Consider the following 12,397-nt stretch of genomic DNA (forward strand, 5'->3'; position numbering starts at 1 on the left):
GGACCCACAGACCACGTCTTGTCGAGCAACCACCGTTTTGCGGGGAGCGGCGTGACGGCCAGGGCCGGGGCCAGGGCCAGGGCCACGGTCGGGGTCAGCGCCGGTCAGCCTCAGTCGAGGTAGCGGAAGGCCAGCGCCTCCCGGCGCTCGAAGCCGCGCCGGGTGAGCAGCCACAGGATGTGGTTGGGCCGGCCGGTCTTCGCGAACACCTGGCGCCGCAGGGGCCCCGGCACGTCGTGGGCGGCCCACGGCACGAGCGCGAGGACCTTCGCGAAGGTCACGTCCTTGCGGAAGTGCTCCTCCTCGACCTGCTCCCACTCCTGGTTCGTCATCACCCGCTGGATGATGGCGATGGCCTCTGTCTCCTCGTGCCGCAGGTGACGACCGAGGCTCTCCCGGGCGGCGCAGAGCCGCACGGCCAGCGCCGCCCGCGCGTCCTCGTCAGCGTGGTGGGCCAGCCGTTCGAACCCAGCGGCACACGCCACCAGGATCGGGTCGATCTCGGCGTGCTCGGCCTCCATCGCCTCGAGGACGCTGCGCTCCTCCTCGTCGGCCCGGTCGAGGAGCGTGGGCCAGAGCCCGGCGTCCTCGCCCGAGTGGTGGTGGTGCAGCACCTCGGCGAACAGCCCCCAGCGGGCCGCGAGCGCACGCCAGGTGCTCCGGGCCTCGACGGGGGTGGCGCTCGCCGCGGCGGCGAAGGCCGCCAGGTCGCGGCGGAAACCGTGGTGCATCACATACATCATCGTCATGTCGACCGGGCCCGGGTGGGCCGCGGTCTGGCCGGGGAAGGTGAGCTGCTCCGGCCAGGGCGTTGCAGTGGTGGTGGTCATGGTGAGACGCCTTTCAGGTCAGTGGTGTTCGGGTGATGGGAATCAGCGGGTGCCGACGGTCTCGAGCTCGTCCTCCCGCAGCTCCTCGTCCCAGAGCTCGACGTCGTCGTCCTCGACCTCGGCACGGACGTGCGGCAGGAGGCGGTCGAGCCAGCGCGGCACCCACCAGTTCAGGTCGCCGAGCAGCGACATGGTGGCCGGGACGAGGACCATGCGGACCACCGTGGCGTCGAGCAGGATCGCGACGGCCATGCCGACGCCGAGCTGCTTGACGACGACGTCCACCTCGCTGGCGAACCCGAGGAACACCGCGACCATGATCGCCGCCGCACTCGAGATCACCCGGCCGGTGGCCGACAGCCCGCGCACGACGCTGCCGTGCGAGTCGCCGGTGCGCGCCCAGTCCTCGCGGATGCGGGACAGGAGGAACACCTCGTAGTCCATCGACAGGCCGAACAGGATGGCGAACATGAGGATCGGCACCCAGCTCGACACGGCCAGCGGGTGGTCGAGGCCGAGCAGGTCGGTGGCCCACCCCCACTGGAACACCGCAGTCAGCACGCCGTAGGCGGCACCGATGCTCAGCAGGTTCATGACCGCGGCCTTGACCGGGATCACGACCGACCGGAACACCATCGCCAGCAGCAGCACGGAGACCGCGACGACGAAGGCGATGACGACCCACAGCCGTCCGGCCAGCATCTCGGCGATGTCGGCGAAGAAGGCGGTGCCGCCGGTGAGCTCCGCCCCTGCGGGGAGCTGCGCCCGCACGTCGCGGACCAGGCCCGGCGTGCGCTCGTCGGTCGGCCCGAACGCCGGGATGGCGTCGAACACCGTGATCGCCGAGTCCAGCGAGGTGACGGCCGGCGTGACGGCCACGATGTCGGCGCGCGCCTCGAGGCCACGGGCCAGGTCGGCCACGGCCGTCTCGCCCAGCTTGGTGCGGTCGACGACGACCGTGAGGGGACCGTTGGTGCCGGCCCCGAACTCGGCGCTGACGAGGTCGTAGGCGCGACGGGTGGTGAGCTCGGTCGACTGGCTGCTCGGGTCCTGCGGCCAGGTGCGCATGTCGAGCGCCGGCACCGCCAGCGTGAGCATGACGATCGCGGCGGCCATCGCCCACAGCAGCGGGCGCTTGGCGACCTTGGCCGCCCAGCGGGCCGTGAGCGGCATACGGGAGGGTGTGGCGGTGGCGCCGCCCTCGGAGGCGCGATCCGCCCGACGGACGGCGCGGGGCAGCAGGCGCCGACCCGCGAACCGGCACAGCACGGGCACCAGGGTCAGCGAGGYGGCCATCACGCTCAGCACGGCGATGCCGGTCGAGAAGCCGAAGGAGCTGTAGACCGGGAGACCGGCCAGGCGCAGCCCCATGAGGGAGACCAGCACCGTGCTCGCCGCGAACACGACCGACCGGCCGGCGGTGGCGGCGGCGCGGCCGGCCGACTCCGTGACGCTGAACCCCTGGGCGAGGTACTCGGCGTGCCGGGTGACGAGCAGGAGCGCGTAGTCGATGCCCACGCCGAGACCCACCATGGTGGCGACCATCGGAGCGGCCGTGCTGACGTCGGTGGCAGCAGCGAGCAGGGTGATGCCGGCGCTGCCGACCCCGAGCCCGACCAGCGCGGTGCCGATCGGCAGGCCTGCGCTGACCACGGAGCCGAAGGCGAAGACGAGGATGACCAAGGCGGCGACGATGCCGATGATCTCCCCGCGCCCCGCCATGGGTGCGGCCGCGCTCTCGGGCAGCTCGCCGCCCAGCTCGACCTGCAGGCCGGTGGCCCGCAGGGGGGCGACGGCCGCCTCGAGCGGGTCGAGGTTGGCCATCAGGTCGGGGTCGGTGACCGGCGCGTCGTAGCTGACGTTGATGACGGCGGTGTCGCCGTCGGCCGAGCGCTGGGCCGGGAAGACCTGGACCACGTGGGGCATCGCCTGCAGCCGGGTGGTCAGCTCGCCCAGCGCGGAGTCGGCGGGTCGGCCGCCCGTGCGGTCGTGCACGACGACGCGGGCGGCGGTGTTGCCGGCGCCGGGCAGGTGGGCGCGCAGCTGGTCGATGCCGACCTGGGAGCGCGCGCCCGGGACGTTGTAGTCGTCCTGGGGGGTGCCGCCGAAGGTGGCTGCGAGGCCGACGACGACGAGCACGAGGACGACCCAGGCACTGAGGGTGCGCCACGGGTGGGCGGCGGCACCGTGGCCGAGGCGGTAGAGGAGGGGTCGGCGCGGGGTGGGCCGGTGGAGCAGGGCGGGCATGGTGGTCCTTCGAGGTGCGGAGGTGAACTGGTCGGACCAGCGTCGGCTCACCTGCTTGTGCGCCACTTGGGGCTGACTTGGGATGCCTCCCCGACCTCCACCGCAGGACGGTCAGTGGGCGGGGCGGCGCAGGAGGGGTGGGAGGTAGGCCGCGCCGGGCGCGTCGTCGGTGGCCGCCGCCTTGTCGGCCGGGTTGCTGATGCCGCACTGCTTGAGCGACAGGCACCCACACCCGATGCACGAGTCGAGCTTGTCGCGCAGCGCCTCGAGGGCCGCGACCTGCTCGTCGAGGCGGGTGCGCCAGTGGGCCGAGATGCGGTGCCAGTCGGACTTGGTGGGGGTCCGGTTGGCGGGAAGTGACCCCAGCTCGCGACGGATCTCCTCCAGCGTCAGCCCCACGTTGCTCGCTGCGCGGATGAAGGCGAGGCGACGCAGCACGCTGCGCTGGTAGCGCCGCTGGCCCCCGGCAGTCCGCGACGCCTCCACCAGGCCCTCGCGCTCGTAGTAGCGCAGCGCCGAGGGGGCGAAGCCGCTTCGGGCCGCCACCTCCGACACCGTGAGCACGTCGGTGCTGTCCATCCCCGTCCTCCGTCCCGCAGACCTCATGTTGACTTCAGGTTCCACGATGTCCGTGGTGTCTGCGGCCCGCAACCGGTCGGGGCGCGCCGTGCGGCCGAACTGCCTAGGATCCGCACATGACCCTGGGTGAGCTGCTCGTCGACGCCTTCGACCGGATCCGCGACGGCGCGGGAGCCGCGGTCCACGGCCTGACGCCGGAACAGCTCGCCGAGCGCCCCGCCCCCGGGGCCAACTCGATCGGCTGGCTGGTGTGGCACCTCGCCCGCGTGCAGGACGACCACGTCGCGACGCTCGCCGACCGCGAGCAGGTGTGGACGAGCGAGGGTTGGTCCGAGAGGTTCGGGCTGCCGTTCGACCCCGAGGACACCGGCTACGGTCACACCAGCGACCAGGTGGCCCAGGTCAGGGGGCTGGCGGCCGACGACCTGGTCGCCTACCTCGGCGCCGTGCACGCCGCGACCGCCGAGTTCGTCCGACCGCTCACGCCCGACGACCTCGGCCGCGTGGTCGACGAGCGCTGGGACCCCCCGGTGACCCTCGGGGTGCGGCTCGTGAGCATCGTGAACGACGACCAGCAGCACGTCGGGCAGGCCGCCTTCGTGCGCGGGCTGCTGGCCGACCGACCCTGAACGCAACCTGAGCACCCTCTGGGGCGCTCAGGTTGCGGGCTGAGGGTGCTGGCTCAGCGGTAGCGGCGGGCCAGCTCCAGCGCCCGGCGCGGGTAGTCCGCACCGAAGAGCACGGCGTGCACCAACAGCGGGTGCAGCTGGTGCAGCGCGACGCGTTCCGGCCAGTGCGCGTCCAGCCGGTGCTGGCCCAGGTAGCCGCCGACGACGAAGTCCCAGTGCGGGCAGCCGAAGAGAGCCAGCATCGCGAGGTCGGTCTCGCGGTGCCCGCCGTGGGCTGCGGGGTCGATGAGCACCGCGCCGGTCGGGGTCCAGGCGATGTTGCCCGACCACAGGTCGCCGTGGAGGCGGGCCGGCGCTGATCCGTCATCGAACTCCCCGTCGTGCAACCGCCGCGCGACCCGCTCGAAGACGGCCCGGTCGTGGCGATGGAACAGCCCCCGGTCGACCGCGGCGGCCAGCATCGGCAGGAGCCGCTGCTCGGCGTAGAACACGCCCCAGGACCGTTCCGGGGTCAGGCTGAGCGGCAGCAGCTCGGTCGCGGGCCCCAGGAACCCATCGCCCTCCCAGCCCTGCGGAGGGCTGCCGAAGGCCGGTGCGCCGGCGTCGTGGGTCCTGGCCAGGGCCGCCCCGAACGCCTCGGCCATCGCCGGGTCCGGGTTGGCGAACGACAGCCGCTCCAGATCGAGGTGCTGGTCGGCGACCGAGAGCACCTTGACCACGTCCACCCCGCGTGGTGCGTCGGCCAGCCAGGCGAGCCCGGCCGCCTCCCACTCGAAGTAGCCGGCCGGAGCCGAGCGGCTGCCCTTGCGGAAGACGCCCGCGGGCAGCTGCTCGCTCACCAGGAGGCCCTGGTTCGGGACCGCACGCCTGCCATCCCGACATCTAACCGCGTGGGCCCGCCGAGCCGCCTGCGCGGCATACCAGAGGACTCGGAAAAGCATCGAAAACGGGTCATCCGAGACACCTGACGGCACCGTTGGCGAGAACGCTGTCGACCCCCTGACCTGCCGGTATACCGTGGTCCGGTGAGCATCGGGACAACCGACGAGGACGCGCGGGAGGCGGCGGCGTTGTACGAGGACGCCGGGCAGCGCGGACTCGGCGCGGCAGCCCGCCTGATGGACGACCTCGCCGGCAACCTGGAAGGGCTCGACGACCTCACCCCCTACCTCGAACGACTGGTCCAGTCGGTCAACGCCAACATCGACGGGTGCGACTCGGTCGGCGTGACCGTGGTCATGGAGGACCGACCGCGGACCGCCGCCTACACGACGGCCACGACCCTCGAGATCGACGCCGTGCAGTATGCCGTCGGTGACGGACCGTGCCTCGACGCCTTCCGCAACGGCCGCGAGAACCTCGTCGACCTCGCCGGTGGCGAGCAGCGCTGGCCGGCCTTCATCGAGGGGTGCGACCCGGGCGAGGTGCAGACCCTGCTGGCTCTCCCGCTCGAGTCCGGTGGTCGTCGCTTCGGTGCGCTCAACCTCTACGGACATGCACGAAACGCCTTTGACCACACCGATCTCGCGCTCGTGCGGATGGCGGCGCAGCGGGCTGCGGACGCCCTGGCCGCCGCCGTCCACCTCGCCGGCGCGCGCGAGGTGGCCGGGCAGATGGAGCAGGCGATGGCCAGCCGCGCGGTCATCGAACAGGCCAAGGGACTGCTCATGGGGCGGCACCAGATCGACGAGATGGTGGCTTTCGAGCTGCTTCGACGCCAGTCGCAGGAGCAGAACCTCAAGCTGCGCGTCCTGGCTTCCCAGCTGGTTGCCGAGGCGCGATCTTCCCGTTCGGAGGCGATGTGAGCTAGTCTCGCAAGCACCTGAAGCAACCGGGTCGGCCACTTGGCCACTCGGTTGCTTTTTTGTTGCCCAGGAGGATTCGACATGCGAGGTGCCCCCCGTGGCTGTCGTGCCGGTGTGATCGGCTGCGACAGACGGTCCTCTCCGGGCCTCGGCGCCCGGTGCATCCATGAGCCCCGCAAGCTGCGCTCGCCGCGTACCTTCGGCGGCACGGCGGCTGAACCGTTGGCGTCCACCGCCGACCCGTCGACGCTGCTGGTCTACGTCATGGACATCTACGACCCGGCATCGTGGGACTACCTCCCGTCGGTGAGTGCGGTACTCAGCGCGGCCTGTTCGCTCGTCGACGTCGAGGTGGTCCAGTCAGGTCGCTTCGCCGCCGGCTCGCCCGCTGCGTGCCTGATCGCCCTGCTGGCTGCCGCCGACCTCCCGGTGTCGACCGTGCTGGGCGCGGTGCAGCACCAGTACTTCGTCGGCGGTCTCCCCCTCGACGCGCCGGGGGTCCTCGGCACGATCGCGCACGACCTCGGGCTGGACGGTCCGGCCATCGAGATCTTCGCCAACAGCCCGAGGGCCAGGGAGCTCGCCTCGGAGGACTTCGAGCTGGCCCACGACCTCGCGCTGGGTGGTGGCCCCCTGCTGCTGGCGAGTCGTGGGGAGCACATCTTCGAGTTCGACGGCCCAGGGGCGACCGGGGACCGGCTGGTCGACCAGTTCAGGACCGTGCTCACGAGGCCGTAGGGTCTGGGCATGGCCCGACCGCACGCCGCCTCCATCGTCGAGGACGCCTGGCACCGACAGGTCGACTCGCTGTTGCGCAGCCGCGGGTGGCAGACCCGCATCGTGGCCCACACCGGTTACGGCTCGGAGGAGTTCGCCCGGGTCCTCGGGCGCGTGCTGCTCACCCGTCGTGCCGACCGGAGCGAAGGTGGCGAGCGCGCCGACGCCGGTGCCTCGACCGCCGAGCTGAGGTCGGCCGAGGACGAGCGCCGCGGTTGGCGGGCGTTCATCACCGCGCCCGCGATGAACGTCCCGGTGACGATCACAGTCGGCAGCAAGACCGTCCACACCCGCACCGACCGCAGCGGCTACATCGACACCAAGGTGCGCGACCACCGGCTCGCACCGGGGTGGCACGAGGCGACCCTGACGTCGGTCGACGCCGAGGACACCACCGCTGCAGTGCTGATCGTCGGGTCCGACGAGACGTTCGGACTGATCAGCGACATCGACGACACGGTCATCTCGACGTCGCTGCCACGCCCGATGATCGCGGCCTGGAACACCTTCGTGAAGAGCGAGAACGCCCGCCACGTCGTGCCGGGCATGGCGACGATGTACCGCGAGCTCCTGGCCGAGCACCCCAACGCCCCGATGGTCTACCTGTCCACCGGCGCGTGGAACACCGCGCCGACCCTGACCCGCTTCCTGCGGCGCCACGGCTACCCGCTGGGTCCGCTCCTGTTGACCGACTGGGGCCCGACCAACACCGGGTGGTTCCGCTCGGGCCAGGACCACAAGCGCGCCTGCCTGCACCGGCTCGCGAACGAGTTCCCCCAGATCCGGTGGGTCCTCGTCGGTGACGACGGCCAGCACGACCCGAAGATCTACGGCGACTTCGTCGAACAGCGCCCGGGCACCGTCGCCGCCATCGCCATCCGCGAGCTGACGCCGAGCGAGCAGGTGCTGTCGCACGGCATACCGGTGTCGTTGGAGGAGTTCGCGCCGGCCCGCGGCCGCCACGAGAGGGAAGTGCCGGTATGCCGCGCCGGCGACGGCTACGGGCTGGTGCGCCTCCTGCGGGTGGCCCTGGGTCAGGCGACCGCGCCGGACGCCTGACCCGCGTCAGCGGGCCGCGACGTCGAGGTGGGGCGCGTCGGCGCAGGGCGTGCGTTCACGCGAGGGCAGGCCCACGGCGGTGAGGGCCGCACCGCCGACCAGCAGGCCGGCGCACACGATCATGGCGACGCGGTAGGACGGTGCGAGGGCGTCTGCGGAGGCGTAGTCGGCTCCACGGAGGCCGACCAGCGGCGGCAGCGCCGCGACCGCCAGGAGGCCGGCCGTCCGTGCCACGGCGTTGTTGACCCCGCTGGCGGTGCCCGCCAGCTCGTCGGGCGCCGCGGCCAGCACCGTGCCGGTCAGGGGTGCGACCGTCAGCGACAGCCCGAGCCCCACCAGCGAGATGCCCGGCAGCACGTGCAGGACGAACGAAGGGTCGCGCGGGGAGAGCGCGAGGATGGCGAATCCCGTTGCGGCGACGAGGGTTCCGCCGATCATGAATGGTCGCGGGCTCGACCGGGCCGCCATCGTGCCGAACCGGCGGGCGAGCAAGAGCATGAGGAGGCTGAGCGGCAGGGTCGAGGCCCCGGCCTCCAGCGCCGACCAGCCGGCGACGGTCTGCAGGAACAGCACGAGGAAGAGCAGGGCCGCCGACAGCCCGGCGTAGACGAGCAGGGTGACCAGGTTGATCGTCGTGAACACGCGGTTGGCGAAGAGCGAGGGCGGCATCATGGGCGCCCGCGCGCGGACCTCGGCCCATCCGAAGCCGGCCAGTGCGAGCACCCCGATCACGCCCACGACCAGGGCCCGCGCGCTCACACCACCCGAGAGGGACGTGAGCCCGTAGGTGAGCGCGGCCAGGCCGACGACGGCGAGCGCGATGCCGGTGACGTCGATGTGCTTGCTGGCCAACGGATTTCGTGACTCAGGGACGAACTTGAGGGCGAGCGCGACCACCAGCGCCGCGAGCGGCACGTTGAGCCAGAACGCCCATCGCCAGTCGTGCTCGACGAGCCACCCGCCGACCACCGGCCCGGAGGCCGACGCCACGCCGAGCAGGCCGGTCCAGGCGCCGATCGCGGCCATCCGGTCGTCGCGGTGGAACGACGCCTGGAGGATCGCGAGGCTGCCCGGCACGAGGAGGGCGGCACACAGTCCTTGGACGGCGCGAGCGGCGACGAGCACCTCCACCGTCGGGGACAGTGCGCACCAGGCAGAGGCGACCCCGAAACCGGCCACGCCGACGGCATACATCGCCCGCCGCCCGAAGCGGTCACCCAGTGAACCGCCGAGCAGGATGAACGCGGCCAGGGTCAGGGCGTAGGCGTTCACGACCCACTGGAGTCCTGCGAGGTCGGCGTCGAGGTCGCGCCCGATGGTCGGGAGGGCGACGTTGACGATGGTGCCGTCGAGCAGGGCGATCCCGCTGCCGAGCACCGTGGTCGCCAGGGCGAGTCGGCCGCTGTGCGACGTCAGCCGCAGCAGCTCGTGCGGGGCCGCCTGCGTCGTCATGCTGCCCTCGTCGTCATGCGCCCCATCGTCGCACCGTCGCGGACGTCGGACCCCTTGACGGGCGCGTCTGCCAGACTTGGCCGGGTGCCGGAGCTGCCCGAGGTCCAGGCGCTCGTCGACTTCCTCGCCGAGCGCACCGTCGGGTTGGCCGTGACCGGGGTCGAGCTCGGGTCGTTCTCGGTGCTCAAGACCTTCGACCCCCCGCCGCAGGCGCTGACCGGCGCTCCGGTCGATGGCGTCTCCCGCCACGGCAAGTTCATCGACCTCGACTGCGACGGCGTGCACCTGATCTTCCACCTGGCCCGCGCCGGCTGGCTGCGCTGGTCCGACGCCGTGCCCAACACCGTGCTGCGCCCCGGCAAGTCACCCATCGCGCTGCGCACCCGGTTCTCCGACGGCTCGGGCTTCGACCTCACCGAGGCCGGCACCAAGAAACGGCTGGCCGCCTACCTCGTGCGTGACCCGCAGGAGGTGCCCGGCATCGCCTCGCTCGGCCCCGACCCGCTGGCCCCCGAGTTCACCCGCGAGACCTTCGGAGCCCTCCTCGCCGGTCGCCGCTCCCAGATCAAGGGTCTGTTGCGCGACCAGGGGTTCATCGCCGGCGTCGGCAACGCCTACTCCGACGAGATCCTGCACGTCGCGAAGATGTCGCCGTTCGCGATGGCCGCCAGCCTCGACGACGAGGCCACCGACCGCCTGTATGCCGCGTTGCGCGACACGCTCGCGGCCGCCGTCGCGACCGCGTCGGGCAAACCGGCCAAGGAGCTCAAGGACGCCAAGCGCGCAGGGATGCGCGTCCACGGGCGGACCGGCGAGCCCTGCCCGGTCTGTGGTGACATCGTGCGCGAGGTGTCGTTCGCCGACTCGTCGCTGCAGTACTGCGCGACCTGCCAGACCGGTGGCAAGCCGCTGGCCGACCGCCGGATGTCGCGCCTGCTCAAGTGACCTCCCCTCCCGCCGCCCCGCGGTCGAGGTGATATCCGACCGGAATCCGGTCCCCCATCACCTCGATCCGGCTCGTCAGTCCGGGAGCAGCACCGTTGCGGCATCGAGGAAGGACTCTGCCGCCTCGTCGTCCCGGAACCAGCGCAGGTAGAGGCCGGTCGTGACGCGCTCGACAAACGCCCACTGGCGCACCCGCTCGCCATCGGTGCCGGTGAGGTCGGCGGCCCGGTCGCAGAGGGCGTCGTGCCACGCGCGGGCCGTGCTGTGGTCGCGACCCGCGAGGACCTCCCGGCTGAAGTCACGCACCGTCACCCCGACGTCGTACTCGGGCTCGCAGCGGAAACCGTCCGGGTCGACGAGCTTGTAGCGCGGGATCCCGTTGGCCTGCAATGCATTCCCCGGGTGTGGGTCGCCGTGGCACAACACGTCGCGAGCGGGGTCGCGGGTGGCCGACAGGTGTCGCGCGAGCTCGTGCGCGCGGTCGAGTGCAGGCCCCCAGCGGTCGACGTCGTCACCCCGCCGAAACCGGCGCACGATCCCCGCGAGCTGGGCCGCCTTGTCGTCCCCCGGCGCGACAGCGGGCGCCAGGTCCACCGGCAGCTCCCAGGCCAGGCGCACTGCGGCAACCAGGTGGTCGACCTGCGCCGACGGCGCGAGCCGTGACGCCGCGAGGCTGGGGCCGAGCCGCTCCAGGAGGACCGCGCCGCGGGCGACGTCGGAGGCCAGCACCGCGGCATACCCCCGGCCCTGCGCCGCTTCGAGGGTGGCGACCTGCGCCGCGAACGACGGCCCGGCCCGGTCCACCTTGAGGACCGCAGGGGTGCCGTCGGCGTCGACGGCCACCACGGGCACCCCCAGGCCCTCGCCGTAGACCTCGCCGAGGGTGAGCGACCACCGCTGCACCAGGTCGTGGAGCAGGTCGGACAGGCCGTCGAGCACCGGCGCGAGCGCAGGGTGGTCACCCACTGCGGCACGCGCGGTGGCCACCACCCGTGCGATCTGCTCGACCTCACCCGTCATGGCGCCACTGTGCCCTGCGGGGGCTCTCGTTCCCACTGGATTTCCCCTCAGTGGTTACATGGGCACATGAGCATTCCCGAGGTCCCGGTCCAGGACGTCAACGACCACGCCGTCGTGCTCGACGTGCGTGAGCAGGACGAGTGGGACGCCGGGCACGCCCCGGGCGCCGTGCACATCCCGCTGGGTGAGCTCCCGTCCCGCCTCGACGAGCTGCCCGACCCCGACGACGGAGTGCTCGCGGTGGTCTGCCGCGGGGGTGGCCGCTCCTCGCGCGCCGTCGCGTGGCTCTCCCAGCAGGGTTTCGACGTCGCCAACCTGCTCGGCGGCATGAAGGCCTGGGAGGGCGCGGGCAAGCCGCTCGTCGCCGAGTCCGGCTCCGCCACGGTCAAGTAGGGCTGTCGACATGGCGTGGTTCGGTCGGCGCCGTGACGACGACGACGCGATCCCGGAGCCAGAGGCCGAGGAACGCACCCTCCCCGACGCCGGCGACTCCCTCGACCCGAACGCCTCCCTGCGCCCCCTCGTCGACCCGCTCGGCGACGAGGAGCGAGCGCGGATCCGCGCCGCCCTCGAGTCCCTGACCGAGGACGGCGTCGACGTCGACGACCTCGACTCCCTCGGCGCCGGCCTCGACCGGGCGTATGCCGCGTGGGCGGATGCGCCCGAGCACGACCGTCCCGACCACGCCGCCATCGTGGAGCGCTACGCCGTCGGCATCGGCGAGTACCTCGACCGCAAGACCGACCTCGACTGGCAGGTGGTCACCGACGTCTTCGGGACCGACCTGTCGCTGACTGAGGGCTTCAAGGGCTCGTTCGTGGTCGTGCCGCACAACCTGGTGGCGGGGCGGTGGATGCGAGGGGAGACGGGCTGGATCCCTGCGGTGGTCGGCCACATCGTCAAGCGACGCAGCCGCCGCTGAGCCGCTTCTCACGCTCTCTACGACTTTCTCGGAGCTTTCCTAGAAAGCCCCAGACAGCACGATCCACCGGCAGCGACACGGTCGCGGCGTATCGCCGCATCTCAGGGAAACGCTAGAGACGGCCATACGCTG

Annotated in this window: 13 protein-coding genes; 7 read left to right on the plus strand and 6 right to left on the minus strand. The window is 72.2% G+C overall.

What is annotated here, in order from left to right; all coding sequences use genetic code 11:
* Positions 1 to 110: 110 nt before the first annotated feature.
* The 3 genes from AC1DX8_RS08480 to soxR form a co-directional block, all read right to left on the minus strand.
* Complete coding sequence (locus AC1DX8_RS08480; protein WP_477629475.1) at positions 111 to 830, minus strand: hemerythrin domain-containing protein; 720 nt, start codon at positions 828 to 830, stop codon at positions 111 to 113.
* A 42-nt stretch (positions 831 to 872) separates the two neighbouring features.
* A complete protein-coding gene (locus tag AC1DX8_RS08485) occupies positions 873 to 3,077 on the minus strand; it encodes an MMPL family transporter (protein WP_477629476.1) in 2,205 nt (734 codons plus the stop codon).
* Between the two features lie 111 nt (positions 3,078 to 3,188).
* Positions 3,189 to 3,656 carry a redox-sensitive transcriptional activator SoxR gene (soxR, locus tag AC1DX8_RS08490; protein ID WP_477629477.1) on the minus strand — a complete coding sequence of 156 codons (468 nt, stop codon included), beginning with the start codon at positions 3,654 to 3,656 and terminating at the stop codon, positions 3,189 to 3,191.
* Positions 3,657 to 3,772: 116 nt separating this feature from the next.
* On the opposite strand from soxR, the gene AC1DX8_RS08495 reads away from it, so the two are divergent.
* On the plus strand, positions 3,773 to 4,285 hold the full coding sequence (locus AC1DX8_RS08495) for a mycothiol transferase (RefSeq protein WP_477629478.1): 513 nt from the start codon (positions 3,773 to 3,775) through the stop codon (positions 4,283 to 4,285).
* A 53-nt stretch (positions 4,286 to 4,338) separates the two neighbouring features.
* On the opposite strand, the gene AC1DX8_RS08500 is transcribed toward AC1DX8_RS08495, so the two are convergent.
* The gene (locus AC1DX8_RS08500) at positions 4,339 to 5,124 is read right to left on the minus strand and encodes a fructosamine kinase family protein (protein WP_477629479.1); all 786 of its coding nucleotides are present in this window, start codon (positions 5,122 to 5,124) and stop codon (positions 4,339 to 4,341) included.
* Positions 5,125 to 5,310: 186 nt separating this feature from the next.
* Between AC1DX8_RS08500 and AC1DX8_RS08505 the strand changes: the two genes are divergently transcribed.
* The 3 genes from AC1DX8_RS08505 (at position 5,311) to AC1DX8_RS08515 (ending at position 7,926) form a co-directional block, all read left to right on the plus strand.
* Positions 5,311 to 6,090 (plus strand): GAF and ANTAR domain-containing protein, encoded by a 780-nt coding sequence (locus tag AC1DX8_RS08505; RefSeq protein WP_477629480.1) that lies wholly within the window; start codon positions 5,311 to 5,313, stop codon positions 6,088 to 6,090.
* 222 nt (positions 6,091 to 6,312) lie between these two features.
* On the plus strand, positions 6,313 to 6,828 hold the full coding sequence (locus AC1DX8_RS08510; protein ID WP_477629481.1) for a hypothetical protein: 516 nt from the start codon (positions 6,313 to 6,315) through the stop codon (positions 6,826 to 6,828).
* Between the two features lie 9 nt (positions 6,829 to 6,837).
* Positions 6,838 to 7,926 (plus strand): App1 family protein, encoded by a 1,089-nt coding sequence (locus AC1DX8_RS08515; RefSeq protein ID WP_477629482.1) that lies wholly within the window; start codon positions 6,838 to 6,840, stop codon positions 7,924 to 7,926.
* Positions 7,927 to 7,932: 6 nt separating this feature from the next.
* On the opposite strand, the gene AC1DX8_RS08520 is transcribed toward AC1DX8_RS08515, so the two are convergent.
* On the minus strand, positions 7,933 to 9,378 hold the full coding sequence (locus AC1DX8_RS08520) for an MFS transporter (RefSeq protein WP_477629483.1): 1,446 nt from the start codon (positions 9,376 to 9,378) through the stop codon (positions 7,933 to 7,935).
* Between the two features lie 84 nt (positions 9,379 to 9,462).
* Here AC1DX8_RS08520 and AC1DX8_RS08525 point away from each other — a divergent pair, with 84 nt between their 5' ends.
* On the plus strand, positions 9,463 to 10,323 hold the full coding sequence (locus AC1DX8_RS08525; protein WP_477629484.1) for an Fpg/Nei family DNA glycosylase: 861 nt from the start codon (positions 9,463 to 9,465) through the stop codon (positions 10,321 to 10,323).
* Between the two features lie 75 nt (positions 10,324 to 10,398).
* Here the strand turns inward: AC1DX8_RS08525 and AC1DX8_RS08530 are convergent, their stop codons facing one another.
* Positions 10,399 to 11,343 carry an aminoglycoside phosphotransferase family protein gene (locus AC1DX8_RS08530; protein ID WP_477629485.1) on the minus strand — a complete coding sequence of 315 codons (945 nt, stop codon included), beginning with the start codon at positions 11,341 to 11,343 and terminating at the stop codon, positions 10,399 to 10,401.
* Positions 11,344 to 11,409: 66 nt separating this feature from the next.
* Between AC1DX8_RS08530 and AC1DX8_RS08535 the strand changes: the two genes are divergently transcribed.
* Both AC1DX8_RS08535 and AC1DX8_RS08540 read left to right on the plus strand, forming a co-directional pair.
* Positions 11,410 to 11,736 (plus strand): rhodanese-like domain-containing protein, encoded by a 327-nt coding sequence (locus AC1DX8_RS08535; RefSeq protein ID WP_477629486.1) that lies wholly within the window; start codon positions 11,410 to 11,412, stop codon positions 11,734 to 11,736.
* Positions 11,737 to 11,746: 10 nt separating this feature from the next.
* Complete coding sequence (locus tag AC1DX8_RS08540) at positions 11,747 to 12,265, plus strand: DUF3806 domain-containing protein (protein WP_477629487.1); 519 nt, start codon at positions 11,747 to 11,749, stop codon at positions 12,263 to 12,265.
* Positions 12,266 to 12,397: the final 132 nt, after the last annotated feature.

The sequence above is a fragment of the Pedococcus sp. P2_A3 genome, assembly GCF_056405035.1.

Excerpts from the sequence above, each read along its gene's own strand:
- AC1DX8_RS08530 (WP_477629485.1), bottom strand. The coding sequence starts at position 11,343 with ATGACGGGTGAGGTCGAGCAGATCGCACGGGTGGTGGCCACCGCGCGT.
- soxR (WP_477629477.1), bottom strand. The coding sequence starts at position 3,656 with ATGGACAGCACCGACGTGCTCACGGTGTCGGAGGTGGCGGCCCGAAGC.
- AC1DX8_RS08480 (WP_477629475.1), bottom strand. The coding sequence starts at position 830 with ATGACCACCACCACTGCAACGCCCTGGCCGGAGCAGCTCACCTTCCCC.
- AC1DX8_RS08520 (WP_477629483.1), bottom strand. The coding sequence starts at position 9,378 with ATGACGACGCAGGCGGCCCCGCACGAGCTGCTGCGGCTGACGTCGCAC.
- AC1DX8_RS08495 (WP_477629478.1), top strand. The coding sequence starts at position 3,773 with ATGACCCTGGGTGAGCTGCTCGTCGACGCCTTCGACCGGATCCGCGAC.
- AC1DX8_RS08540 (WP_477629487.1), top strand. The coding sequence starts at position 11,747 with ATGGCGTGGTTCGGTCGGCGCCGTGACGACGACGACGCGATCCCGGAG.
- AC1DX8_RS08535 (WP_477629486.1), top strand. The coding sequence starts at position 11,410 with ATGAGCATTCCCGAGGTCCCGGTCCAGGACGTCAACGACCACGCCGTC.
- AC1DX8_RS08515 (WP_477629482.1), top strand. The coding sequence starts at position 6,838 with ATGGCCCGACCGCACGCCGCCTCCATCGTCGAGGACGCCTGGCACCGA.